Below are 22,227 nucleotides of genomic sequence, written 5' to 3' on the forward strand. Positions count from 1 at the left end.
CCGGCCGGAGCACCGGCTCATGTCACCGCGTCGGCGAGCATGAAGGCGGCCACGGCCAGCAGGACCACCGCGAAGACGCGCTGCAGGCCGGGTCCTGAGACCTTCGCGGCGAGGCGTTTGCCGTCCCACGCGCCCAGGACGGCGGCCGCGATGAAGGGGCCGATCACCGCCCAGTCGAGGGAGACCGCCGCGCCCGAGCGGGTGGCGAGCGAGGCCAGGGAGTTGGCCGTGATGACCAGCAGGCTGGTGCCGACGGCGGCCCGCATCTCGAAGCCCAGGACGGTGACCAGGGCCGGCACGGCGAGGAAACCGCCGCCGACGCCCAGCAGTCCGGTCAGCGCGCCCAGTCCCGCCCCCGTCACGGCGGCCCTGCCCGGCCGTACCGGGCGGGCCCTCCTGCCGGCCGGGTCGGCGGGCCTGAGCATCTTCAGTGCGGCGACGGCCGCGACCACCGCGAAGGCGAGGGTGAGGACGGCCTGCGGCAGACGGGCGGCGGCGGCTCCCGCCAGCGCCGCCGGCAACAGGCCCGCGGCGGCGAACGCCGCGCCGGCTCTCCACCGTACGTTTCCCGCGCGGGCATGGGCGTACAGCGCGGTCAGCGAGGTCACGGTGACGATGACGAGGCTGCCGGTGGTGGCCGCGGCGGGGGAGAAACCGAGCAGGTAGATCAGGGCGGGAACGGCCAGGACGCTGCCGCCGCCGCCGAGCGCGCCGAGCGCCAGGCCGACCACGGCCCCCGCGACCAGGGCCAGGACCAGTGCGCTCACGCGATCCGGCCGCCCTGCCCGCGCTCGTCGACGACCGGCAGCCCGGCCGTCGCCCAGGCCTTCATGCCGCCGGTGACGTCGACGGCGTCGACGCCGCGGGAGGCCAGGAGCTTGGCCGCCTGCTGCGAACGGTGCCCGGAGCGGCAGATCGCCACCACCGGCCGGTCCCGCACGTCCGGCGGCAGGGCGGCTCCGGCCAGCAGCCGGGTCAGGGGCAGGTGGACGGCGCCGGGCGCGTGCCCGGCCCTCCACTCCGGCACCTCGCGCACGTCGAGCAGGACGGCGGTGCCGTCGCCCGTGCGGGTGCGGGCCTGCTCGGGGGTGAGGCGGTCCGTGCCGCGTCGGAAGAGGAACATGGTCGTGCCCTTGGCTTGGGGTGGGCGGATGGGGTGATCAGTGGCGGGTCACGGTCAGGCCCGCCTCGCCGGCGGCGTCGAAGCCGTCGTCGACGGCGACCACGTCCCGTCCGGCGGCGTCCAGCAGGGAGGCCGCGATCGCCGCGCGCATGCCGCTCGCGCAGTGCACCCACACGGTCCCGGCCGGCACCTCGCCGATCCGGCCGTGCACCTCGTGGACCGGGATGTGCACCGACCCGTCGATGTGGCCCCCCACGCGTTCGGAGGTCCGCCGCACGTCCAGCACCACCACGTCCTCGCCGCGCTCGCGCACGCCGGCGAGGTCGGCGAAGCGGGCGCGCGGGAAGGAGGCGGCCTGTTCCCCCTCGCGGACCCAGGCGGCGGGGCCGCCGGTGGCGGCGGCCGCCGGGCGGTCGATGCCGACACGGGCCAGTTCCCGCTGCGCGTCGGCGATCTGCCCGGGGGTGTCGGCGAGCAGGGTGACGGGCTTGCCCCACGGGATCAGCCAGGCCAGGTAGGTGGCGAGCTTGCCGTCCCCCTCGAAGTTGAACGATCCGGCCACGTGCCCCTCGGCGAAGGCCACCCGGCTGCGCAGGTCCACCACCCACTCGCCCGCCGCCAGCCGCCGCGCGATCTGCCCGGCGTCGGCCGGCTCCGGCGGGGTGAGGTCGACGGGCACGGGTCCCGCGGTATTGGCCGGGCCCATGTGCGCGTAGTACGCGGGCACGTCGTCGAGGCCGGCCAGCACCCGTTCCACGAAGGTGTCCACGTCCAGGGTGAGCGCGTCGTTGGTGGCGCGCTCCTTGCCGATCGTGGTCGCGTCCCCCTCGGCCTGGGAGGAGGAGCAGAAGCTGCCGAAACCGTGGGTGGGCAGCACCGGGACCTCGTCGTCCAGCTCGTCGGCCAGGCGGTGCGCGGAGGCGTGCTGGGCGCGGGCGAGCTCCTCCGTCAGCCGGGGCTCCACCAGGTCCGGGCGGCCCACCGTGCCGATCAGCAGGGAACCGCCGGTGAACGCCGCCACCCCGCGCCCGTCCTGCTCCAGGACGTAGGAGGTGTGGTGCGGGGTGTGGCCGGGGGTCGCGACCGCGCGCAGGGCCAGGCGCTCGTCCACCTCGACGGTGTCGCCGTCGGAGACCGGGGCGCGGGCGAAGGACACGTCGGCCGCGGCCGGCACCAGGTAGGAGGCGCCGGTGACGCGGGCCAGTTCCAGGCCGCCGCTGACGTAGTCGTTGTGCACGTGGGTCTCGGCGACGTACGCGATGCGCACCCCGCGTTCCACCGCGGCGGCGATCACCTGGTCGATGTCGCGCGGCGGGTCGACGACGACCGCCCCGCGGGCGCCGCCCGCCAGATAGCTGCGGTTGCCCAGACCCTCGAACTCCAGGGTGTCGACGAAGAACACGGCTACGGCTCCTCCACAAGAGACTGTGTACCTCGGGGGGTGTCCGGTCCACTCACCCTAGCAGGAATACCTAGGGGGGTATTTCAGGGCCTGCCCGGGCGACCGGTCCGGCATCGCGTCCCCCGCGACGGGTACCCGGCGGGGTATCAAGGGAATCAGGTATCCGCACCGAGGGAGCAGCGCACCGTGTCCTACGACCGCACCGTCCGCCTGGCCACCACCGACTTCGGCGCCGCCGTCGCCGCCGTCCGCCGGGCCCTCGCCGACCAGGGATTCGGCGTCCTCACCGAGATCGACGTGACGGCCACCCTGAAGACCAAGCTCGACCACGACATGGAGGACTACCTGATCCTGGGGGCCTGCAACCCGCCCCTCGCCCACCGGGCGCTGGAGGCCGACCGCTCCATCGGCCTGCTCCTGCCGTGCAACGTCGTCGTGCGCCGCGACGGTGACCACACGCTCGTGCAGGCCCTCGACCCGGGCACCATGGTCACCCTGACCGGCCTCGACGCCCTCGGGCCCGTCGCCGAGGAGGCCACCGCCCGCCTGGACGCCGCCCTCGCCGCCCTGTCCGCCCCCTGACCCGCCCGGGCCGGAGGGTCAGGAGAGGGAGAGGAAGAGCTTCTCCATCTTCTGGGTGTCGAGGCTGTCGGCGCCGCCCTCCTGGCTCAGGCACTCCTTGAGACCGCTGGCGACGATGGCGAAGCCGGCCCTGTCCAGCGCGCGGTTGACCGCGGCGAGCTGGGTGACGACCTCCTCGCAGTCACGCCCTTCCTCCAGCATGCGCACGACGCCGGCGAGCTGGCCCTGTGCGCGCTTGAGCCGGTTGGCGGCCGACCGCACCTGGTCGGCGGGGAGCTGGACCATGGGTTCTTCCTTTCACGGGGCCGGTCCGGGACCGGCCGCGGTCACTGACCGGGGCTCTGGGTGGCGAGGGAGGCGCGGACCTCGGCCATGTCGAGCCCGCGGACGGCGGTGATCAACTGGTCCAGCGCCTGCGGCGGCAGGGCGCCGGGCTGGGAGAAGACCAGGATCCCTCCCCGGAAGGCCATCAGCGTGGGGATCGAGGTGATGTCCGCCGCTGCGGCCAGGGCCTGCTCGGCCTCGGTGTCGACCTTGCCGAAGACGATGTCGGGGTGGGCCTGGGACGCCTTCTCGTAGACGGGGGCGAACATCCGGCACGGTCCGCACCAGGAGGCCCAGAAGTCGACGAGGACGATGTCGTTGCCGGTGACGGTGCTCTCGAAGTCGGCGGCGGTGAGTGCGACGGTGCTCATCGATCGATCCCTTCCCTTTTACCGGACTGGTGCCGTTTGATACCCCCTGGGGTAAAGAACACCGGAACGGGACGGCCCATTCCCCGGACCGCACGGCATACCGCTGCCCCGACGCGCCGAGGGGGCGTGCGCCGGGGCAGCGGGGGAGGGTGACCGCTAGGTCCGGTGGACGGTGCGTCGCAGCGGACAGCGGGCGACGAGGCCGTAGCAGACGCCCGCACCGGCGCCCAGCGCGGCGATGGCCGCCAGGATCGGGACCGCCACCTGGGCGGGGGCCTGCTGGACCAGGACGAAGGTGCCCATGGCCAGCACGAACCAGGCGAAGAGCCGGGACAGGACGTGGGCGGGGACGCGCCCGGCCAGCCGCGCTCCGACGTAGCTGCCGACGACGGCGAACCCGGTGACGGCCAGGGTCAGGGTCCAGTCGATCTGGACGCTCGACAGGTAACCGGCGAAGCCCGCGGCGGACTTCATCGCGATGACCAGCAGTGAGGTGCCGATGGCCACCGGCATGGGCAGGCCGCCCAGCAGGGCGAGGGCGGGGACGACGAGGAAGCCGCCGCCGGCACCGACGAGGCCGGTGGCCAGGCCGACGGCCGCGCCGTCCAGCAGGACCCGCCCCACCGGCAACTGCCGGTGGGCCCGGTCGGGGTCGACACCTCGGCGGCCCCGGAGCATGGCGGCGGCGGTGACGATCATCATGACCGCGAAGGCGATCAGCAGGACGGCGTCGGGAATGTGACCGCCGATCAGCCCGCCGGTGTAGGCGCCGGCCATGCCGGCCGCTCCGAACAGGACGCCCGTGCGCCAGCGGACCCGTCCGCCGCGGGCATGGTTGATCATGCCCACGGCGGAGGTGACGCCGACGACGAACAAGGAGGTGGCGATGGCCTCCTTGGCGTCCATGCCCGCGACGTAGACCAGCAGCGGCACGGTCAGGATCGACCCGCCTCCTCCGAGCAGTCCGAGGGAGACGCCGACCAGCAGCGCGAGGACCAGGACCAGCGTCAGCGTCATGGCGGTCACCTGCCGTCGGCGAGCTGGGCGACGGCCTTGCGCGGGTCGAAGGACGGGGTGCGGTTCCACGGCATCTTCGACAGCATCACACCCATGGCACAGGTGTTGCTGATGGCGGCGAAGGCCAGCCCGCCGCCGACGAACGCGGACAGCGCCTGCAGACCGGGGACGAGGAAGCTGCCGAGGGCGCCGACCAGCACCAGGGAGCCGGCGACCAGGCGGACCTGGCGCTCCATGTCCCAGCGCTCCTGACCGTAGTTGGTCGGCGCACCGGACTTCTCCCAGGCCGTCATGCCGCCCGACAGGACCGCCAGGCCGGGGAGCCCGGCCTCGGCGAGGGCGCGTTCGGCCTGGCCGGCGCGCTGGCCGGAGCGGCACACCAGCACCACGTCGGTGTCCAGGTGCCGCGTCAGCTCCTCGCGGTGCTCGCGCAGGGTGTCCAGCGGGACGTTGTAGGAGCCGGGGATGTGGGCGCCCTCGAACTCGACGGGGGAACGGACGTCGAGCAGGCGCGGCGGGTTGGCGGAGTCGAGCCGGGCACGCAGGTCGTCGATGGTCAGGCTGCGGGGGGTGGTGGGGGTGGTCACGCGTTGATCTCCTGTCGGTTGTCGCGGGTGGCGGGGATGCCGGAGCGGCACAGCCCCAGGTCGAGGGCGTTGTCGAAGCTGTCGTCGACGGCGACGACGTCACGGCCGCGGGCGTGGAGCAGCGCGGCGACGACTCCGGCGCGGTAGCCGCCGGCGCAGTGCACCCAGACGCGGCCCGCGGGGATCTCCTCGAGGCGGCCCGGCACCTCGTGGACGGGGATGTGCACCGAGCCCGGTATGTGCGCCTCGGCGCGCTCCTGGTGACGGCGCACGTCCAGGACGACGAGGTCGTCGCCGCCGAGAGCGGCCTTCAGGTCGCCGAAGCCGGCACGCTCGTAGGAGGCCAGGGGCTCGCCGCCGGCCCAGTCCTCGGGCCCGCCGGTGGCCATGGCGGCCGGGCGGTCGATGCCGATGCGGACCAGCTCGCGCTGGGCCTCGGCCACGTCGTCGGCGGTCTCGCCGAGCAGGGTGACCGGAGTGCCCCACGGGATCAGCCAGCCCAGGTAGGTGACGAACTGGCCGTCCAGACCGAAGTTGAGGCTGCCGGCGAGGTGCCCGGCGGCGAAGGCGGTGCGGTCGCGCAGGTCCACCACCCACTCTCCGGCCTCGATCCGGCGCCGCAGCTCGGCCGGGTCCGCCACGGACGGCGCGGACAGGTCCGGCCTGCCGGGCCCGCCGGAGTTGGCCGGGCCCATGTGGGCGTAGTAGGCCGGAAAGGCGTCGAGGCCCGCCAGGAGCTGCCCGACGTAGGCCTCCTCGTCGGCGGTGAGCGCGGTGTTGGTCCGCTTCTCCTCGCCGATGGTGCTGGACAGGCCGGCGGCCTGGGTCGCGGAGCAGAAGGAGCCGAACCCGTGGGTGGGGTAGACGGCGGTCTCGTCCGGGAGTTCCTCGGCCAGCCGGTGCGCCGAACGCCACTGGGCCCGCACCAGGGTGTCGGTGTGGTCCGGGCCCAGCAGGTCCGGCCGTCCCGTGGTGCCGTACAGCAGGGAGCCGCCGGTGAACACCGCGACCTGCTCGCCGCCGGCCTCCAGCGCGTAGGACAGGTGGGTGTGGGTGTGGCCGGGCGTGTGGATCACCCGCACCCGCATGGTGTCGCCGACCTCGATCACCTGGTCGTCGCGGACCGGGGTCCGCTCGTAGGAGACCTCGTCGTCGGCGTTCACGAGGTACTGAGCGCCCACTTCGCGGGCGAGGGCCAGGCCGCCGGTGACGTAGTCGTTGTGGATGTGCGTCTCGAACACGTGGGTGATCCGCACTCCGGCGGCGGCGGCCAGCGCGGTGACGCGGTCGTAGTCGCGCTGGGGGTCGACCACCAGGGCCACGGAACCGTCGTGGGCGAGGTAGGTGCGGTCCCCCAGGCCGGGGGTCTCGACGGGCAGGACGGTGATCATCGCGTCTCCTCGGAGGTGGCGGGGGCGGTGGGGGCGCCGGGCTCGTCGCCGGTGGCGGCGGGGCGGCCCTCGTCGATCCAGGCGGCGGTGCCGCCGCTGACGCTGTGGGCGTCGTAGCCCAGGTCGCGGAGCAGGGAGGTGGCCTGTGCGCTGCGGCCGCCGCTCTGGCAGATCACGTAGACCGGGCGGTCCTTGGGCAGCTCGCTGAGGATCAGCGGGAGGTTGGGAAGCGGTGCCGAGCGGGCGCCGGGGACGTGACCGGACCGGTACTCGCCGCCGTTACGGACGTCGACGACGAGGGCGCCTGCCGCCTGCGCCTCGGCGAACCGCTGCTGGTCGATCTCGGGAACCATGCGGGGAACTCCTGCTCACTTGCTTTCAGAAATACCCTGGGGGGTATGCCTGAGCCCAACCGTAACAGGATCGGGTTTATGCCCCGGGGGGTATCTCGAAGTGACGAGCCTCACATGAGCTGTCGCTGTCGGCAGAGGGCTCCCGCGCGGCACCTCGGACACGCGTCGACGCACAGGGCCCCGCCGTGAAAAAGATCACGGCGGGGCCCTGGTGAGGTGCGTCCGGAAGAGCGCGAGGCGGCCACAAGCGTCTCGGCAACGAGAAACGGGCCCCGGTCGGAACTTTCGTCTCCGACCGAGACCCGTTCATCGGTTCTCGTTGTGCGCGAGGGGGGAGTTGAACCCCCACGCCCTTGCGGGCACTGGAACCTGAATCCAGCGCGTCTGCCTATTCCGCCACCCGCGCATTGGGTGTGTCTTCGAGCCCTTGCCCCGTGGGGCCTTGCGCCTTCCGACACCCAGAACATTAGCACGCTGGCCGGGGTGGATTCACATCCCTTTCCTCCGCCCCGGCCCGGCCGGCGGGGGCCTCCCACGGCGTCCCGCCACCGGCCGGGGCCGCCGCCCGCCGGACCCGCCGGGGCGCGCGCCGTGCAACGACGACGGCCGCGCCACGTATCAACCTCGTACCGGTGACCCCCGTCTTCCCATGAGCCGGGCGGAGTCCACAGCCGGGTGCGGGACACTGGTCTTCGGCCCCCTCTACGATCCATGGCAGCACGACGCGCACGAGCACGGCCCGAGGAGTTCGGAGGGGAGCCCCGAAGGGAACTCCGTCAGGGCGTCGACACCCGGCGACCGGGCGGACAGGGGGAACCAGCCGATCGAGCGGCGCGTGGATACGATCAGTAAGCAGTACCGGGTAAGCGGTGCACGGAACGGTGCACGGGGCAGTACACAGGACAGCGGCGACGGAGGAGGTGCCCCATGGGAGTCCTGAAGAAGTTCGAGCAGCGTCTCGAAGGTCTGGTCAACGGCACCTTCGCCAAGGTGTTCAAGTCCGAGGTGCAGCCCGTGGAGATCGCGGGAGCGCTCCAGCGGGAGTGCGACAACAACGCCACCATCTGGAACCGCGACCGCACCGTCGTACCCAACGACTTCATCGTCGAACTGAGCACCCCGGACTTCGAGCGGCTCAGCCCCTACTCCGGGCAGCTCGGTGACGAGCTCGCCGGCATGGTGCGCGACTACGCCAAGCAGCAGCGCTACACCTTCATGGGCCCCATCAAGGTGCACCTGGAGAAGGCCGAGGACCTCGACACCGGCCTGTACCGGGTGCGCAGCCGTACGCTCGCCTCCTCCGCCAGCCAGGCCCCCGGAGCCGCGGGTCCCGCCGGCGCCCCGCCGGCCGGCCGTCCCGGCGGCTACGGCTACCCGCCCGCCGCAGCGGGCGCCCCGCCGATGCCCGCGGCGCCGCCCCCCGGCGGCCGTCCCGGCGGGTACGGCTACCCGCAGCCCGCGGGCGGTCAGCGACCCCCCGCCGCCCCCGCGCCCGGCGGACGCACCCGCTACTGGATCGAGATCAACGGCACCCGCCACCAGATCTCCCGCGCCACCCTGGTGATGGGCCGCAGCACCGACGCCGACGTGCGGATCGACGACCCCGGCGTCTCCCGCCGGCACTGCGAGATCCGGACCGGAACGCCCTCGACGATCCAGGATCTCGGATCCACCAACGGCATCGTGGTGGACGGACAGCACACCACCCGCGCTACGCTCCGCGACGGCTCGCGGATCGTCGTGGGCAGCACCACCGTTATCTATAGGCAAGCCGAAGGGTGAAGCGGGGGCAATGTCAGAGCTGACCCTCACGGTCATGCGGCTGGGGTTCCTGGCCGTACTGTGGCTGTTCGTGATCGTGGCCGTGCAGGTCATCCGGAGTGACCTGTTCGGCACCCGCGTCACCCAGCGCGGATCCCGGCGGGACTCCGGCCGGGCGCAGCAGGCCGCGCGCCAGGCGCCGCCGCAGCAGCGCCAGCAGTCCGGCGGCGGACGCCGCGGCCGCAACACCCCCACCAAACTGGTCGTGACCGAGGGCACCCTCACCGGCACCACCGTCGCCCTCCAGGGACAGACCATCACCCTGGGCCGGGCACACGACAGCACGATCGTGCTGGACGACGACTACGCCTCCAGCCGGCATGCCAGGATCTACCCGGACCGCGACGGCCAGTGGATCGTCGAGGACCTGGGCTCCACCAACGGCACCTACCTGGACCGGACCCGGCTGACGACCCCCACGCCGATCTCGCTGGGCGCACCGATCCGCATCGGCAAGACCGTCATCGAGCTGCGGAAGTAGTGCTACACCAATGAATGAGCGCGAGCGGAGCGAGCACGCAGTGGGGACCCCCACCCAGGGTCCCGGCGCGCTCCCGACCGGAGGGTGGGCAGTGTGGCTCGACACGACCGGCTGTACCCGGAGCCGACGGGCGAGGTGCGCATGAGTCTGTCCCTGCGCTTCGCCGCCGGATCGCACAAGGGCATGATCCGGGAGGGCAACGAGGACTCCGGGTACGCCGGTCCCCGCCTGCTCGCCATCGCCGACGGCATGGGCGGCGCCGCGGCCGGCGAGGTCGCCTCCTCCGAGGCGATCTCCACCATCGTGGCGCTCGACGACGACGTCCCCGGCTCCGACCTGCTCACCTCCCTCGGCACCGCCGTCCAGCGGGCCAACGACCAGCTGCGCATGATGGTCGAGGAGGACCCCCAGCTCGAAGGCATGGGCACCACCCTCACCGCCCTGCTGTGGACCGGTCAGCGCCTCGGCATGGTGCACGTCGGCGACTCCCGCGCCTACCTCCTGCGCGACGGCGTCCTCACCCAGATCACCCAGGACCACACCTGGGTGCAGCGTCTGGTCGACGAGGGCCGGATCACCGAGGAGGAGGCCACCACCCACCCGCAGCGCTCCCTGCTGATGCGGGCCCTGGGCAGCGGGGAGCACGTCGAGCCCGACCTGTCGATCCGCGAGGTGCGGGCCGGCGACCGGTACCTGATCTGCTCCGACGGCCTGTCCGGCGTGGTCTCCCACCAGACCCTCGAGGACGCCCTGGCCGGCTACCAGGGTCCCGAGGAGACCGTCCAGAACCTGATCGAGCTGGCGCTGCGCGGCGGCGGCCCCGACAACATCACCGTGATCGTCGCCGACGTCCTGGACCTCGACACCGGTGACACCCTCGCCGGGCAGCTGTCGGACACCCCCGTGGTGGTGGGCGCGGTCGCCGAGAACCAGAACCAGCTCCACGACAACGGCATCATGCAGACCCCGGCCGGCCGCGCCTCCGGACTCGGCCGCCGGCGCTCCCAGGGCGGCGGCGAGTTCGGCCCGCCCGGCAGCGGCGACGTCACCGGCTTCATCCCCACCGACGGCTTCGACTACGGCGACGACGACTTCGTCAAGCCCGCCAGGAACCGCAGGTGGCTCAAGCGGTCCGTGTACGGCCTGCTCGCGCTCGCCGTCGTCGGCGGCGGCCTGTACGGCGGCTGGCGCTGGACCCAGACGCAGTACTACGTCGGCACCAAGGACGAGCACGTCGCGCTGTACCGGGGCATCAACCAGGACCTCGCCTGGGTCTCGCTCTCGGAGGTCGAGAAGGACCACCCCGAGATCGAACTCAAGTACCTGCCGCCGTACCAGCGGAAGCTGGTCGAGGCGACGATCGTCGAGGGCGACCTCTACGGCGCGCGGGAGAAGATCGAGGAACTCTCGGTGCAGGCCTCGGCGTGCCGGAAGCAGGCCGAGCGGCGCGCCGCCCAGAGCGAGAAGAACGCGAAGACCGGTGAGGGCGAGGCCGGAGGCACCACGGGAACCACACCCGTCTCCTTCGCGTCCAAGGCCTCGCCGGCGCCGAGCCCCTCGGGCTCGACGAAGGCCCCGGAGCAGACCACGCCCCCGTCCACGACCGCACCCACTCCCAGCCCCGGCCCCAGCCTCTCGGAGGAGGAGCAGAAGGTCGTCTCGCTGTGCGGTAAGCAGTAGGCAAGCCGTGAGAGGCCCTGTCACACGATGAGCAGTACTACGAACCCGTCGACGCAGCACACGTCCACCATCGGTGCGATCGGCGCACCCAGCCGCCGCAACACCGAGCTCGCGCTCCTGGTGTTCGCCGTCGTCATCCCGGTCTTCGCCTACGCCAACGTGGGACTGGCCCTCGACGACGAGGTGCCCGCCGGGCTGCTGAGCTACGGTCTCGGCCTCGGCCTGCTGGCGGGCGTCGGCCATCTCGCCGTACGGAAGTTCGCCCCGTACGCGGACCCGCTGATGCTGCCGCTGGCCACCCTGCTCAACGGGCTCGGTCTCGTCGCCATCTGGCGCCTCGACCAGTCCGAGCTGCTGCAGAAGATCGGCCAGGCCGGCACGGCCGCGCCCCGGCAGCTGATGTACACCGCGATGGGCATCGCCCTGTTCGTCGGCGTACTGATCTTCCTCAAGGACCACCGCGTCCTGCAGCGCTACACCTACATCTCCATGCTCGGGGCCCTGTTCCTGCTGCTGCTGCCGCTGGTGCCGGGCCTCGGCCGGAACATCTACGGCGCCAAGATCTGGATCCAGGTCGGCAGCTTCTCCATCCAGCCCGGTGAGTTCGCCAAGATCGTCCTGGCGGTCTTCTTCGCCGGCTACCTGATGGTGAAGCGGGACGCCCTCGCGCTCGCCAGCCGCCGCTTCATGGGGCTGTACCTGCCGCGCGGCCGCGACCTCGGCCCCATCCTGGTCGTCTGGATGGTCTCGATCCTCATCCTGGTCTTCGAGACCGACCTCGGTACCTCGCTGCTGTTCTTCGGCATGTTCGTGATCATGCTGTACGTCGCCACCGAGCGGACCAGCTGGATCGTCTTCGGTCTGCTGATGTCCGCGGTGGGCGCCGTCGGCGTCGCCAGCTTCGAGCCGCACATCCAGCAGCGCGTCGACGCCTGGCTCGACCCGATGAAGGAGTACACGCTCTCCCGCGCGGGCGTCGGCGGCCACTCCGAACAGGCCATGCAGGCCCTGTGGGCCTTCGGCTCCGGCGGCACCCTCGGCACCGGCTGGGGCCAGGGCCACTCCGAGCTCATCCGGTTCGCCGCCAACTCCGACTTCATCCTCGCCACCTTCGGCGAGGAACTGGGCCTGGCCGGCCTGATGGCACTGCTGCTGCTGTACGCACTGATCGTCGAGCGCGGCGTGCGCACCGCCCTCGCCGCCCGCGACCCGTTCGGCAAGCTGCTCGCCATCGGCCTCTCCGGCGCCTTCGCGCTCCAGGTCTTCGTCGTCGCCGGCGGCGTCATGGGCCTGATCCCGCTGACCGGTATGACGATGCCCTTCCTGGCGTACGGCGGTTCCTCCGTCATCGCCAACTGGGCGCTGATCGGCATCCTGCTCAGGATCAGCGACACCGCGCGCCGACCGGCTCCCGCACCCGCCGCCAACCCCGACGCCGAGATGACCCAGGTGGTCCGCCCGTGAACAAGCCCCTGCGCCGGATCGCGATCTTCTGTGGCCTGCTCATCCTCACCCTGCTCATCCGGGACAACTGGCTGCAGTACGTCCAGGCCGACGAGCTGAGGACCGACGAGAACAACCGCCGCGTGGCCATCGAGCGGTACGCCTCACCGCGCGGCGACATCATCGTCGGCGGCGAGCCCATCACCGGGCACACGACCACCAAGGGCGACTTCAAGTACAAGCGGACCTACAAGGACGGCGCCATGTGGGCGCCGGTCACCGGCTTCGTCTCCCAGGCCTTCGGCGCCAACCAGCTGGAGTCCATCGAGGACGGCATCCTCACCGGCAACGACGACCGCCTCTTCTTCCGCAACACGCTCGACATGCTGACGGGCAAGAACAAGGAGGGCGGCAACGTCGTCACGACCCTCAACGCCGCCGCCCAGAAGGCCGCCTACGAGGGCCTGAAGAAGCAGGGCGGCAAGGGTTCCGTGGTCGCGCTCGAACCGTCCACCGGCAAGATCCTCGCGCTGGCCTCCTTCCCTTCGTACGACCCGTCCACGATCGCCGGCGACAGCCTCGACACGGACGCCGAGGCGTGGAAGAAGCTGCAGAAGAAGAACAACCCGGACGACCCGATGCTCAACCGGGCACTGCGCGAGGTCTACCCGCCCGGCTCCACCTTCAAGGTCCTCACCGCGGCCGCCGCGCTGGAGCACGGGCTGGTCGACGACGCGGACCAGAAGACCGACACCCCGCTGCCGTGGATCATGACGGGCACCAGGACCGAGCTGAAGAACGACGGCGACCTGCCCTGCAAGGACGCCACCCTGCGTGAGGCGCTGCGGGTGTCCTGCAACACCGTCTTCGGCAAGGTCGGCGCCGACCTGGGCAACGACAAGATGCTGGAGACGGCGAAGAAGTTCGGCTTCACCGAGGAGCAGTTCACCCCGGTCCGCGCCAGCGCCTCCGTGTTCTCCGACAACATGGAGCCCTCGCAGGTCGCGCTCTCCTCCATCGGCCAGTTCAACACCGCGGCCACCCCCCTGCAGATGGCCATGGTCTCCGCCGCCGTCGCCAACAACGGCACGCTGATGAAGCCGTACATGGTCGACGAACTCCAGGCCCCGAACCTCGACACCATCGAGAAGACGGACCCGGAGACGCTGAGCGAGCCGATGTCGGCGAAGAACGCCCAGATCCTCCAGTCGATGATGGAGACCGTCGTCAACGACGGCACCGGCCGCAACGCGCAGATCCCTGGCGTCACGGTCGGTGGCAAGACGGGCACGGCCCAGCACGGCGAGAACAACAGCAAGAACCCCTACGCGTGGTTCATCTCCTACGCCAAGGGCGACGACGGCAGCTCGCCCGTGGCCGTGGCGGTCGTCATCGAGGACGAGAACGCCGTGCGTGGCGACATCTCCGGTGGTGGTCTCGCGGCACCGATCGCCAAGAGCGTCATGGAGGCGGTCGTCAAGGGCAAGCGGTGACCCCGGTCACGTCTGCTTCACATCGGTGCACGTTGCGGTACCGGTCCTGTATCGGCTGACGTACGTGGCCAGGTCACACAGAGCGAGCCGGGTACGGTATGCCCGGACGGCAGCCTCCGGCGGCACGCGCGTGCCGCCCGGGACCGACGGAGAGGGCTGGTAGGTAGCTATGGAAGAGCCGCGTCGCCTCGGCGGCCGGTACGAACTGGGCCAGGTGCTCGGTCGCGGTGGCATGGCGGAGGTCTACCTCGCGCACGACACCCGCCTCGGCCGCACCGTGGCAGTGAAGACGCTGCGCGCCGATCTCGCGCGCGACCCGTCCTTCCAGGCCCGGTTCCGCCGGGAGGCCCAGTCGGCCGCCTCGCTCAACCATCCCGCGATCGTCGCGGTCTACGACACGGGCGAGGACTACATCGACGGGGTCTCCATCCCGTACATCGTCATGGAGTACGTCGACGGCTCCACGCTCCGTGAGCTCCTGCACAGCGGCCGCAAGCTGCTGCCGGAGCGGACGCTGGAGATGACCATCGGCATCCTCCAGGCGCTGGAGTACTCCCACCGGGCCGGCATCGTCCACCGTGACATCAAGCCCGCGAACGTCATGCTGACGCGCAACGGCCAGGTCAAGGTCATGGACTTCGGCATCGCCCGCGCGATGGGCGACTCCGGCATGACGATGACCCAGACCGCCGCCGTCATCGGCACCGCGCAGTACCTCTCGCCGGAGCAGGCCAAGGGCGAGCAGGTCGACGCGCGTTCCGACCTCTACTCCACCGGCTGCCTGCTGTACGAGTTGCTGACCGTCCGCCCGCCGTTCGTGGGCGACTCCCCGGTCGCGGTCGCCTACCAGCACGTACGGGAGGAGCCGCAGCCGCCGAGTGTCTTCGACCCCGAGATCACGCCCGAGATGGACGCGATCGTGCTGAAGGCGCTGGTCAAGGACCCCGACTACCGGTACCAGTCGGCCGACGAGATGCGCGCCGACATCGAGGCCTGCCTCGACGGCCAGCCCGTCGCGGCGACCGCCGCCCTGGGCGCGGTCGGCTACGGCGGCTACGGCGGCTACGGCGACGACCAGCCGACGACGGCCCTGCGCTCGGACGCGGGCGCCGGTGCCGCGACCTCGATGCTGCCGCCCATGAACCCGGACGACGGCGGCTTCGGCTACGACGACCGCCAGAGCCGCCGCCGCCCGCCGAAGAAGAACAACACCTCGACGATATTGCTGGTCGTGGCGGGCGTCCTGGTCCTCATCGGTGCGATCCTGATCGGCCGCTGGGCCATCAGCGGCAGCGGAGGCGTGGACAACGACAAGGTCGCCACCCCGAACTTCATCGGTGAGACCAAGGCCAACGCCGAGAAACTGGCCGTCAACGGGGACCTGAAGCTCAGCTTCGAGGAGAAGCCCTGCGAGAACCAGAGCAAGGGCAAGATCTGCTCGCAGAACCCGACGGCCGGCACGAAGGTCCAGAAGGAGTCCACGGTCGACCTGGTGGTCTCCACCGGCGCGCCCAAGGTGGCGGTGCCGAGCGTCGTCGGCGACAGCGTCGAAGACGCCAAGGCCGAACTCGAGGGCAAGAAGTACGAGTTCGTCGTCGAGGTCGAGCAGGAGGTGAGCGCCGAGAAGCCGGGCACCGTCCTCAAGCAGGACCCGGGTCTCGGCGAGGAGGTGGAGAAGGGCACCACCGTCACCCTCACCGTCGCGAAGGAAGAAGCCAAGTCCACGGTCCCGGACGTCATCGGCAAGACCTGTGACGAGGCCAAGGCCCAGATGACGGCGAACAACCTCACCGGCAACTGCACCGAGGAGGAGATCGACGACCCGAACCAGGTCGGCAAGGTCCTGCGCACCACGCCGGCCGCGAACACCCAGGTCGACAAGAACTCCCAGGTCCAGATCGTCGTCGGCAAGGCCAAGCAGAACCAGCAGGTCGCCGTGCCGAACGTGAACGGCCAGACCCTCAAGGACGCCCAGAAGATGCTCCAGCAGGCCGGACTGGCGGTCGGCAACGTCGCCGGCTCGCAGGACCCCAACTCCCGTGTCTTCGGATCCAACCCGCCCCAGGGCACGCAGGTGGAGAAGGGCTCGGCGGTCACCCTGTTCACCGCGGACCAGGGCGGTGACAACGGGGGCGACAACGGCGGTGGCGGCTTCTTCGGCGGCCTGACCGGCGGCAACGAGGACGGCTGACCCGCCCCACCCCGCACGGCAGGAGCCCCGGCCCTCTTCTCGGAGGTCGGGGCTCCTGTGCGTCGCGGGTGGCCCCGCGGGACGTCAGCGCAGTTCCCTCGGCGGTGTCCGGTTCTCGTCCACCTTCTCCGTGCGGACCAGTTCGCCCCAGACGATGTAGCGGTACTTGCTGGTGTACACCGGCGTGCAGGTGGTCAGCGTGATGTAGTGGCCGGCCTTCGTCCTGCCGGACCCCTTCGGGATCTTCCCGAGGACGTCCACGTTGTACTTCGAGGTCTCGGGAAGGATCGCGTAGGTCTTGTAGACGTACCACGTGTCCTTCGTCTCGAAGACGATGGGGTCGCCCTTCTCGATCCGGTGGATGCCGTGGAACTTCGCGCCGTGGCCGTCCCGGTGGGCCGCGAGGGAGAAGTTGCCCTTCTCGCCGGAGGTCGGCAGGGTCGCCTTCACGGGGTCGGTGTAGTAGCCGGCGACACCGTCGTTGAGGACCTTCATCGACGTGCCCTTCTCGACGAGGATCTGGTCGCCGGTCATGGCGGGCACGTACAGGAAGCCGATGCCGTTCTTGCTGTCGTAGGACGCGGGCCCGCCGCTGCCGCCGCCGCCGTCGTCGGACTCCCGGGCCCAGGAGTCGCGCACCTTGTCCGCCTGCCGGTCCGCCGCCCGGTCCGCGACGACGTTCGTCCACCACAGGGAGTAGACGACGAACAGGCCGAGCACCAGGCCCGCGGTGATGAGGAGTTCCCCGAAGAAGCCGACCACCATGGCCACCGGCCCCGTACGGCGGCGCGCCCGCGGCGGCGAGGACGCGGGCGGGTCGGTGTGCTGTGCGGTGTCGTCGGCGGTCGCTGCCACGTTTCCTCTGCCCTTAACTGACGAGCGCATCCGGCTTGCCCTTGCTGCGCGGCCGTTCCTCGACCATCTTGCCCCAGACGATCAAGCGGTACTTGCTGGTGAACTCCGGGGTGCACGTGGTCAGCGTGATGTAGCGGCCCGGCCCGGTGAAGCCCGACCCCTTCGGCACCGGGTCGAGGACGCTCACGTTGCTCGGCGGGGTCACCGGCAGCATGGACGCCGTCTTGTAGACGAAGTACTCGTTCTGGGTCTCCACGACGATCGGGTCGCCCGGCTCCAGCCGGTTGATGTACCGGAACGGCTCCCCGTGCGTGTTGCGGTGGCCCGCGAGCCCGAAGTTGCCGGTCCTCGCGTCCGGCATCGCCGTCTTCAGCGCGCCCTCCGCGTAGTGGCCCACCATGCCCCGGTCGAGCACCTTCTTGCTGCTGATGCCCTCCGCGATCGGCACCACCACGTCCAGCTTGGGGATGTGCAGCAGCGCGAAGCCCTGCCCCGGCTCGAACGCCCCCGGCTTCCGCTCGCCGTTCGCCCAGTCGTTCTGGAGGTCGCTGACCTCCTTGCCGGCCTGCGCCTGCGCCCGCACGTTCGTCCACCACAGCTGGTAGGTGACGAACAGCAGCATCAGCACGCCGCAGGTGATGAACACCTCGCCGATGGCCCGGCTGGCGACGACCGCCGGACTCGCCTTGCGCGCCCGCGCCTGCCGGCGCGCCTCCACACGGGACAACGGCGCCCGGGAGGCCCCCTCGGAGGCCCGTGACACCCCCTCCCGGCCCCCGGAGGCCCCTGGCGCCTTGTGGGAGCCCCCACGGCGCCCGTGGCGCTTCCTGGCGGCCTTCCTGCGGGCCGCGCGGCCGCCCTCGGTCCTCGCCGCCGCGGAATCGTGCCGCACGATCCGCTCCGGCGGCTCCGGGACGCGCAGCGCCACGGTCTCCTCGTCGACCGGCGGCAGATACGCGGTGCTGCCGGAGGCGCCGCCGTAGGGACCGGGCGGCGCGCTGTCGTGCAAGCCGTCCCCGTACGCGCCCGGCGCCCCGTACGGCTGCCCGCCGTACGGGGTCCCCTGGCCGCCGGCCCCGTAGGCGCCGGACTCGCGCTCGGGGCGCAGCGCGGTCACGCCGTGGACCTGCCCACCACCGGGGCGAGCCCCGCCGACCTCGCCACCGCGCCCTGGTCCCCGCACTCCACCAGCCAGTTGGCCAGCATCCGGTGCCCGTGCTCGGTCAGCACCGACTCGGGGTGGAACTGCACCCCTTCGACGGGCAGTTCACGGTGCCTCAGTCCCATCACCGTTCCGTCCGGCGTCCGGGCCGTGACCTCCAGCTCCGCCGGCACCGTGGCCGGCTCGGCGGCCAGTGAGTGGTAGCGGGTCGCCGTGAACGGGGAGGGCAGGCCGGCGAAGACGCCCTTGCCCCCGTGCGTCACCGGCGAGGTCTTGCCGTGCAGCAGTTCGGGTGCGCGGTCCACCACGCCGCCGTACGCCACCTGCATCGACTGCATGCCGAGACAGACGCCGAAGACCGGCACCCCGGTCGACGCGCAGTGCCGCACCATGTCCACGCAGACACCGGCCTCCTCGGGGGTGCCGGGGCCGGGAGACAGCAGAACCCCGTCGAATCCGTCCTGCGCGTGCGCCGTCGACACCTCGTCGTTGCGCAGGACCTCGCACTCGGCGCCCAGCTGGTACAGGTACTGGACCAGGTTGAAGACGAAGCTGTCGTAGTTGTCGACGACGAGAATGCGCGCGCTCACTGGTTGTCCACCGTCACATCGTTGAAGGGCAGCAGCGGCTCGGCCCACGGGAAGACGTACTGGAAGAGGACGTAGACCACGGCGACGACCAGTACCAGTGAGATGAGTCCCCGCACCCATCCGTTGCCCGGCAGATGCCGCCAGATCCAGCTGTACATGCCGTCCCTTCCGTCGTACCACGGCACCAGACCCACGCCGTACGCCAACAGACTAGCGGCGCGGACCCTTCGGTTTCCCGGCCTCCACAGGGTGTGCGAAGTCCGTACGAGCCCGGCCGCCTGCACCCACCTGTACGTGGCGCGGGGCCGATCGCCTCGATGCCGACGCATGTTCCACGTGAAACAACGACGGGCGCCCTGTGGGCGTACGGCCGCTACTCGACGGGCTTCGCGTACTGCAGGTCCACCGTGCCGGAATAGCCGGGCAGCGTCACGCTCCCCTCGTCCTCGACCTTCCAGCCGAGCCCGTAGACGTTGACGTACACCATGTAGTTCTGGATGGCCGGCGAGGCCGCGAGCGCCTTCTTCAGCTTCTCCGGATCCCCGACCGCCGTGATCCTGTACGGCGGTGAGTAGACGCGTCCCTGGAGGATCAGGGTGTTGCCCACACAGCGCACCGCGCTGGTGGAGATCAGCCGCTGGTCCATGACCTTGATGCCCTCGGCGCCGCCCTGCCACATGGCGTTCACCACGGCCTGGAGGTCCTGCTGGTGGATGACCAGGTAGTCGGGCTGCGGCTCGGGATAGCCGGGCAGCTTGGCGGTGGCGTCCGGCGGGGCGTCGTTCAGGGTGACCGTGATCGCCTCGCCCTTGAGCTTCTGCGTGCCGGCGCGCCTCTCCAGGTCGGCCAGCTTGTCGTCCTCGGCGCGGGTGCTCCCGTCGTCACGCTCGGCGAGCGACTCGATGTCCTCGCGCAACGCCCCGTTGGACTCGTCGAGCTCGCCGTTCTTGCGGCTGCGCTCGTGGATCAGATCGGAGAGCTTCAGCATCGAGGCGTCCGTGCGGATGTTGGTGCCCTTGGCCGTGTCGAAGCTGGTGAAGAAGATGAGCCCCGCCAGGGCGAAGACACCCGCGGTGAGGATCCGCACGGGCCGGACTCGGCGCCGGCGGGCGGGACCGGATCCCGGTCCGGGGAAGTCGGCGGAATTGCTCAACGTACCCTTATCTCCTTCTGCGCCGCGGAAGCACTACGCTAACGGACGCCCGGGGGAGCACTCGGAGTCCCCTTGTACGCTGCCCCGAGCCCGACCCAGTTCCCTGCGCGGCCACGCAGCGCATCGACAGGAGAGACCCTCGTGCCGAAGTCACGTATCCGCAAGAAGGCCGACTACACGCCGCCGCCGGCGAAGCAGGCGACCGCCCTCAAGCTGACCAACCGCGCCTGGGTCGCGCCGGTGATGCTCGCTCTGTTCCTCATCGGCTTGGCCTGGATCGTCGTGTTCTACGTCACCGACGGTTCGCTTCCCATCGACGCCCTGGGCAACTGGAACATCGTGGTCGGCTTCGGCTTCATCGCCGCCGGCTTCGGCGTCTCGACCCAGTGGAAGTAGCGCCCGCCACACGGTGGGCGCCGCCCTGCCCAGAGCTGTCCGCAGCTCTGGGCAGGGTTATCCCCTGAGTTATCCACAGGCGTTGTCCACATGTGGATAGGCAACTCGATCTGTGGATAACCTCCCGGATGTTGACGCCGGTGTGACAGAAACACCGGCAATCGAAAATACGTTCGCACACGGTCTGAGCTGCACCAACGCAGGTCGATCACCTGAGGCGCAGCGCGTCACGCACCCTATGCACAAGATCCGGCACCGTCTGTGGACAAACCTCGTCCTCAGGTGAGCTGCGCCGTCCTCAGCAGGCTCAACAGGACCACCACAGTGAGCACCAGCGCACACGTCCCGTACTGCACCAGCGCCCGCCGCTCACGCGGGGCGTGAACCATGGCGTACCCGATCACGACACCGGCGACGAGCCCTCCGATGTGAGCCTGCCAGGCGATGTCGTTCCAGCCGAACGTGAAGATCAGGTTGATCACCAGCAGGGCGACGACCGGCCGCATGTCGTAGCGGCGCCGGCGCATCAGTACCGCGGTCGCGCCGAACAGTCCGAAGATGGCACCCGACGCGCCGAGCGAGGCCGTGGTCCCCGACGCCAGCAGATAGGTCAGCGCGCTGCCCGCCAGGCCGGAGAGCAGATAGAGCGCCAGGTAACGGGCGCGTCCGAGGGCCTCCTCCAGCATGCCGCCGAGCCACCACAGACCGAGCATGTTGAAGCCGATGTGCCAGATCTGCTCGTGCGTGAACATCGAGGTGACCAGGCGGTACCACTCGCCGTCGGCCACACCCCGGGTCGCCTGGAACGGCGCCGGCGGCCACTCACCGATGAGATACAGCTCGGACAGCAGCGACGGCCGGATCTGCACGGCCAGGAACACCGCGAGATTGATCCCCAGGAGGATCTTGGTCACGAGCCGGGGGTCGGCGGCGACGGTTCCGCCGGCGATCGTGCGGGGCACGGAGGCCGTGGGCGGGTGCCCCGTGCCCGAACCTCCCCGGACACAGTCCGGGCACTGGAAACCGACCGAGGCGTCGACCATGCACGCGGGGCAGATCGGCCGCTCGCACCGGGTGCAGCGGATACCGGTCTCACGGTCCGGGTGGCGATAGCAGACGGAGACGCTCCGGGCGTCCTGCGGGCTGCCGGCAGCCTGGTCGTCCATGGGATCCCCTAGGTCGTGTGGAAAAGCCCCGCCCCGCCCATCCTTACGGATGAGCGGGGCGATTGGTTCCCTTCACGGGCTTTTCGCACCCCGGGAGGGGACGGGGTACTCAGCCCTCGCGGATCTCGACCGACTCGATCACCACGTCGTTCACCGGGCGGTCGGTGCGCGGGTTGGTCTGCGTCGACGCGATGGTGTCGATGACCTTCTGGCTCGCGGCGTCGGTGACCTCACCGAAGATGGTGTGCTTGCGGTTCAGCCACGCCGTCGGGGAGACGGTGATGAAGAACTGCGAGCCGTTGGTGCCCGGACCGGCGTTGGCCATCGCCAGCAGGTAGGGCTTGTCGAAGCGCAGGTCCGGGTGGAACTCGTCCTCGAACTGGTAGCCGGGCCCACCGGTGCCGTTGCCCAGCGGGTCACCGCCCTGGATCATGAAGCCACTGATCACCCGGTGGAAGACCGTGCCGTCGTAGAGCTTGTCGGTGGACTTCTTACCGGTCTGGGGGTGGGTCCACTCCCGCTCGCCCTTGGCGAGCTCGACGAAGTTCTTGACCGTGATCGGCGCCTGGTTCGGGAAGAGCCGGACCTCGATGTCGCCGTGATTGGTCTTCAGGGTGGCGTAGAGCTGCTCAGCCACGATGTGCCT

At 70.8% G+C, this 22,227-nt stretch carries 24 protein-coding genes and 1 tRNA gene; 8 read left to right on the forward strand and 17 right to left on the reverse strand.

Annotated elements, in window-relative coordinates; genetic code table 11:
* Nucleotides 1-17 precede the first annotated feature (17 nt).
* Genes BU52_RS25005 through BU52_RS25015 form a run of 3 tightly spaced genes read right to left on the reverse strand, consistent with a single transcriptional unit; the run spans nucleotide 18 to nucleotide 2,525 of the window.
* On the reverse strand, nucleotides 18-767 hold the full coding sequence (locus BU52_RS25005; protein WP_037938234.1) for a sulfite exporter TauE/SafE family protein: 750 nt from the start codon (nucleotides 765-767) through the stop codon (nucleotides 18-20).
* Nucleotides 764-1,123, reverse strand: a complete 360-nt coding sequence (locus BU52_RS25010; RefSeq protein ID WP_037938236.1) for a rhodanese-like domain-containing protein — start codon at nucleotides 1,121-1,123, stop codon at nucleotides 764-766. Before BU52_RS25010 ends, BU52_RS25005 begins: the two co-directional genes overlap by 4 nt.
* Before the next feature lie 37 nt (nucleotides 1,124-1,160).
* Nucleotides 1,161-2,525 carry an MBL fold metallo-hydrolase gene (locus BU52_RS25015; RefSeq protein WP_037938238.1) on the reverse strand — a complete coding sequence of 455 codons (1,365 nt, stop codon included), beginning with the start codon at nucleotides 2,523-2,525 and terminating at the stop codon, nucleotides 1,161-1,163.
* A gap of 186 nt (nucleotides 2,526-2,711) precedes the next feature.
* On the opposite strand from BU52_RS25015, the gene BU52_RS25020 reads away from it, so the two are divergent.
* Nucleotides 2,712-3,107: a DUF302 domain-containing protein gene (locus tag BU52_RS25020; RefSeq protein WP_037938241.1), complete on the forward strand. Its 396-nt coding sequence runs from the start codon at nucleotides 2,712-2,714 to the stop codon at nucleotides 3,105-3,107.
* 18 nt (nucleotides 3,108-3,125) lie between these two features.
* On the opposite strand, the gene BU52_RS25025 is transcribed toward BU52_RS25020, so the two are convergent.
* The 7 genes from BU52_RS25025 to BU52_RS25055 form a co-directional block, all read right to left on the reverse strand.
* Nucleotides 3,126-3,392: a metal-sensitive transcriptional regulator gene (locus BU52_RS25025; RefSeq protein WP_037938242.1), complete on the reverse strand. Its 267-nt coding sequence runs from the start codon at nucleotides 3,390-3,392 to the stop codon at nucleotides 3,126-3,128.
* 41 nt (nucleotides 3,393-3,433) lie between these two features.
* Nucleotides 3,434-3,802, reverse strand: coding sequence for a thioredoxin (gene trxA / locus BU52_RS25030; RefSeq protein WP_037938245.1), 369 nt, complete (start codon nucleotides 3,800-3,802; stop codon nucleotides 3,434-3,436).
* A 156-nt stretch (nucleotides 3,803-3,958) separates the two neighbouring features.
* Nucleotides 3,959-4,819: a sulfite exporter TauE/SafE family protein gene (locus BU52_RS25035; protein WP_037938247.1), complete on the reverse strand. Its 861-nt coding sequence runs from the start codon at nucleotides 4,817-4,819 to the stop codon at nucleotides 3,959-3,961.
* A gap of 5 nt (nucleotides 4,820-4,824) precedes the next feature.
* Nucleotides 4,825-5,406: a rhodanese-like domain-containing protein gene (locus BU52_RS25040; protein ID WP_051858572.1), complete on the reverse strand. Its 582-nt coding sequence runs from the start codon at nucleotides 5,404-5,406 to the stop codon at nucleotides 4,825-4,827.
* Nucleotides 5,403-6,797 (reverse strand): MBL fold metallo-hydrolase, encoded by a 1,395-nt coding sequence (locus BU52_RS25045; RefSeq protein ID WP_037938250.1) that lies wholly within the window; start codon nucleotides 6,795-6,797, stop codon nucleotides 5,403-5,405. The genes BU52_RS25040 and BU52_RS25045 overlap by 4 nt, the downstream gene beginning before the upstream one ends.
* On the reverse strand, nucleotides 6,794-7,150 hold the full coding sequence (locus BU52_RS25050; protein WP_037938252.1) for a rhodanese-like domain-containing protein: 357 nt from the start codon (nucleotides 7,148-7,150) through the stop codon (nucleotides 6,794-6,796). Before BU52_RS25050 ends, BU52_RS25045 begins: the two co-directional genes overlap by 4 nt.
* Nucleotides 7,151-7,472: 322 nt before the next feature.
* A tRNA-Leu gene (locus BU52_RS25055) sits at nucleotides 7,473-7,556 on the reverse strand.
* A 521-nt stretch (nucleotides 7,557-8,077) separates the two neighbouring features.
* Between BU52_RS25055 and BU52_RS25060 the strand changes: the two genes are divergently transcribed.
* The 6 genes from BU52_RS25060 to pknB all read left to right on the forward strand — a co-directional run bounded on the left by BU52_RS25060 (nucleotide 8,078) and on the right by pknB (nucleotide 16,259).
* A complete protein-coding gene (locus BU52_RS25060; RefSeq protein ID WP_037938255.1) occupies nucleotides 8,078-8,932 on the forward strand; it encodes an FhaA domain-containing protein in 855 nt (284 codons plus the stop codon).
* A 10-nt stretch (nucleotides 8,933-8,942) separates the two neighbouring features.
* Nucleotides 8,943-9,452 (forward strand): FHA domain-containing protein FhaB/FipA, encoded by a 510-nt coding sequence (locus tag BU52_RS25065; protein ID WP_037938256.1) that lies wholly within the window; start codon nucleotides 8,943-8,945, stop codon nucleotides 9,450-9,452.
* 93 nt (nucleotides 9,453-9,545) lie between these two features.
* The gene (locus BU52_RS25070) at nucleotides 9,546-11,132 is read left to right on the forward strand and encodes a Stp1/IreP family PP2C-type Ser/Thr phosphatase (protein ID WP_200881278.1); all 1,587 of its coding nucleotides are present in this window, start codon (nucleotides 9,546-9,548) and stop codon (nucleotides 11,130-11,132) included.
* Nucleotides 11,133-11,159: 27 nt separating this feature from the next.
* Nucleotides 11,160-12,596: an FtsW/RodA/SpoVE family cell cycle protein gene (locus BU52_RS25075; protein WP_037938259.1), complete on the forward strand. Its 1,437-nt coding sequence runs from the start codon at nucleotides 11,160-11,162 to the stop codon at nucleotides 12,594-12,596.
* The gene (locus BU52_RS25080) at nucleotides 12,593-14,068 is read left to right on the forward strand and encodes a peptidoglycan D,D-transpeptidase FtsI family protein (RefSeq protein WP_037938260.1); all 1,476 of its coding nucleotides are present in this window, start codon (nucleotides 12,593-12,595) and stop codon (nucleotides 14,066-14,068) included. Before BU52_RS25075 ends, BU52_RS25080 begins: the two co-directional genes overlap by 4 nt.
* Before the next feature lie 169 nt (nucleotides 14,069-14,237).
* On the forward strand, nucleotides 14,238-16,259 hold the full coding sequence (pknB, locus tag BU52_RS25085) for a Stk1 family PASTA domain-containing Ser/Thr kinase (protein ID WP_037938261.1): 2,022 nt from the start codon (nucleotides 14,238-14,240) through the stop codon (nucleotides 16,257-16,259).
* Nucleotides 16,260-16,343: 84 nt separating this feature from the next.
* Here the strand turns inward: pknB and BU52_RS25090 are convergent, their stop codons facing one another.
* From BU52_RS25090 to BU52_RS25110, 5 genes are all read right to left on the reverse strand, one after another.
* Entirely contained in the window at nucleotides 16,344-17,114 is a 771-nt protein-coding gene (locus BU52_RS25090) for a class E sortase (RefSeq protein WP_037938263.1), read from the reverse strand.
* Between the two features lie 13 nt (nucleotides 17,115-17,127).
* Nucleotides 17,128-18,231 (reverse strand): class E sortase, encoded by a 1,104-nt coding sequence (locus BU52_RS25095; protein ID WP_037938266.1) that lies wholly within the window; start codon nucleotides 18,229-18,231, stop codon nucleotides 17,128-17,130.
* Complete coding sequence (locus BU52_RS25100) at nucleotides 18,228-18,866, reverse strand: aminodeoxychorismate/anthranilate synthase component II (protein WP_037938267.1); 639 nt, start codon at nucleotides 18,864-18,866, stop codon at nucleotides 18,228-18,230. The genes BU52_RS25095 and BU52_RS25100 overlap by 4 nt, the downstream gene beginning before the upstream one ends.
* Nucleotides 18,863-19,024: a hypothetical protein gene (locus tag BU52_RS25105; protein ID WP_200881280.1), complete on the reverse strand. Its 162-nt coding sequence runs from the start codon at nucleotides 19,022-19,024 to the stop codon at nucleotides 18,863-18,865. The genes BU52_RS25100 and BU52_RS25105 overlap by 4 nt, the downstream gene beginning before the upstream one ends.
* Before the next feature lie 215 nt (nucleotides 19,025-19,239).
* The gene (locus BU52_RS25110; protein WP_037938270.1) at nucleotides 19,240-20,019 is read right to left on the reverse strand and encodes a DUF881 domain-containing protein; all 780 of its coding nucleotides are present in this window, start codon (nucleotides 20,017-20,019) and stop codon (nucleotides 19,240-19,242) included.
* 141 nt (nucleotides 20,020-20,160) lie between these two features.
* Between BU52_RS25110 and crgA the strand changes: the two genes are divergently transcribed.
* Nucleotides 20,161-20,415 (forward strand): cell division protein CrgA, encoded by a 255-nt coding sequence (crgA, locus tag BU52_RS25115; RefSeq protein WP_037938272.1) that lies wholly within the window; start codon nucleotides 20,161-20,163, stop codon nucleotides 20,413-20,415.
* Nucleotides 20,416-20,693: 278 nt separating this feature from the next.
* On the opposite strand, the gene BU52_RS25120 is transcribed toward crgA, so the two are convergent.
* Together BU52_RS25120 and BU52_RS25125 are read right to left on the reverse strand one after the other, a co-directional pair.
* The gene (locus BU52_RS25120; RefSeq protein WP_037938274.1) at nucleotides 20,694-21,581 is read right to left on the reverse strand and encodes a rhomboid family intramembrane serine protease; all 888 of its coding nucleotides are present in this window, start codon (nucleotides 21,579-21,581) and stop codon (nucleotides 20,694-20,696) included.
* Nucleotides 21,582-21,690: 109 nt separating this feature from the next.
* Nucleotides 21,691-22,218 (reverse strand): peptidylprolyl isomerase, encoded by a 528-nt coding sequence (locus BU52_RS25125; protein WP_037938277.1) that lies wholly within the window; start codon nucleotides 22,216-22,218, stop codon nucleotides 21,691-21,693.
* Nucleotides 22,219-22,227 lie beyond the last annotated feature (9 nt).

Source organism: Streptomyces toyocaensis (assembly GCF_000725125.1).
GTDB classification, from domain to species: domain Bacteria; phylum Actinomycetota; class Actinomycetes; order Streptomycetales; family Streptomycetaceae; genus Streptomyces; species Streptomyces toyocaensis.

Bases quoted from the DNA above. Each gene is read 5' to 3' on its own strand.
- BU52_RS25060 (WP_037938255.1), top strand. From the start codon at position 8,078: ATGGGAGTCCTGAAGAAGTTCGAGCAGCGTCTCGAAGGTCTGGTCAAC.
- BU52_RS25045 (WP_037938250.1), bottom strand. From the start codon at position 6,797: ATGATCACCGTCCTGCCCGTCGAGACCCCCGGCCTGGGGGACCGCACC.
- pknB (WP_037938261.1), top strand. From the start codon at position 14,238: ATGGAAGAGCCGCGTCGCCTCGGCGGCCGGTACGAACTGGGCCAGGTG.
- BU52_RS25035 (WP_037938247.1), bottom strand. From the start codon at position 4,819: ATGACGCTGACGCTGGTCCTGGTCCTCGCGCTGCTGGTCGGCGTCTCC.
- trxA (WP_037938245.1), bottom strand. From the start codon at position 3,802: ATGAGCACCGTCGCACTCACCGCCGCCGACTTCGAGAGCACCGTCACC.
- BU52_RS25050 (WP_037938252.1), bottom strand. From the start codon at position 7,150: ATGGTTCCCGAGATCGACCAGCAGCGGTTCGCCGAGGCGCAGGCGGCA.
- BU52_RS25105 (WP_200881280.1), bottom strand. From the start codon at position 19,024: ATGTACAGCTGGATCTGGCGGCATCTGCCGGGCAACGGATGGGTGCGG.
- BU52_RS25025 (WP_037938242.1), bottom strand. From the start codon at position 3,392: ATGGTCCAGCTCCCCGCCGACCAGGTGCGGTCGGCCGCCAACCGGCTC.
- BU52_RS25065 (WP_037938256.1), top strand. From the start codon at position 8,943: ATGTCAGAGCTGACCCTCACGGTCATGCGGCTGGGGTTCCTGGCCGTA.
- BU52_RS25075 (WP_037938259.1), top strand. From the start codon at position 11,160: ATGAGCAGTACTACGAACCCGTCGACGCAGCACACGTCCACCATCGGT.
- BU52_RS25010 (WP_037938236.1), bottom strand. From the start codon at position 1,123: ATGTTCCTCTTCCGACGCGGCACGGACCGCCTCACCCCCGAGCAGGCC.
- BU52_RS25120 (WP_037938274.1), bottom strand. From the start codon at position 21,581: ATGGACGACCAGGCTGCCGGCAGCCCGCAGGACGCCCGGAGCGTCTCC.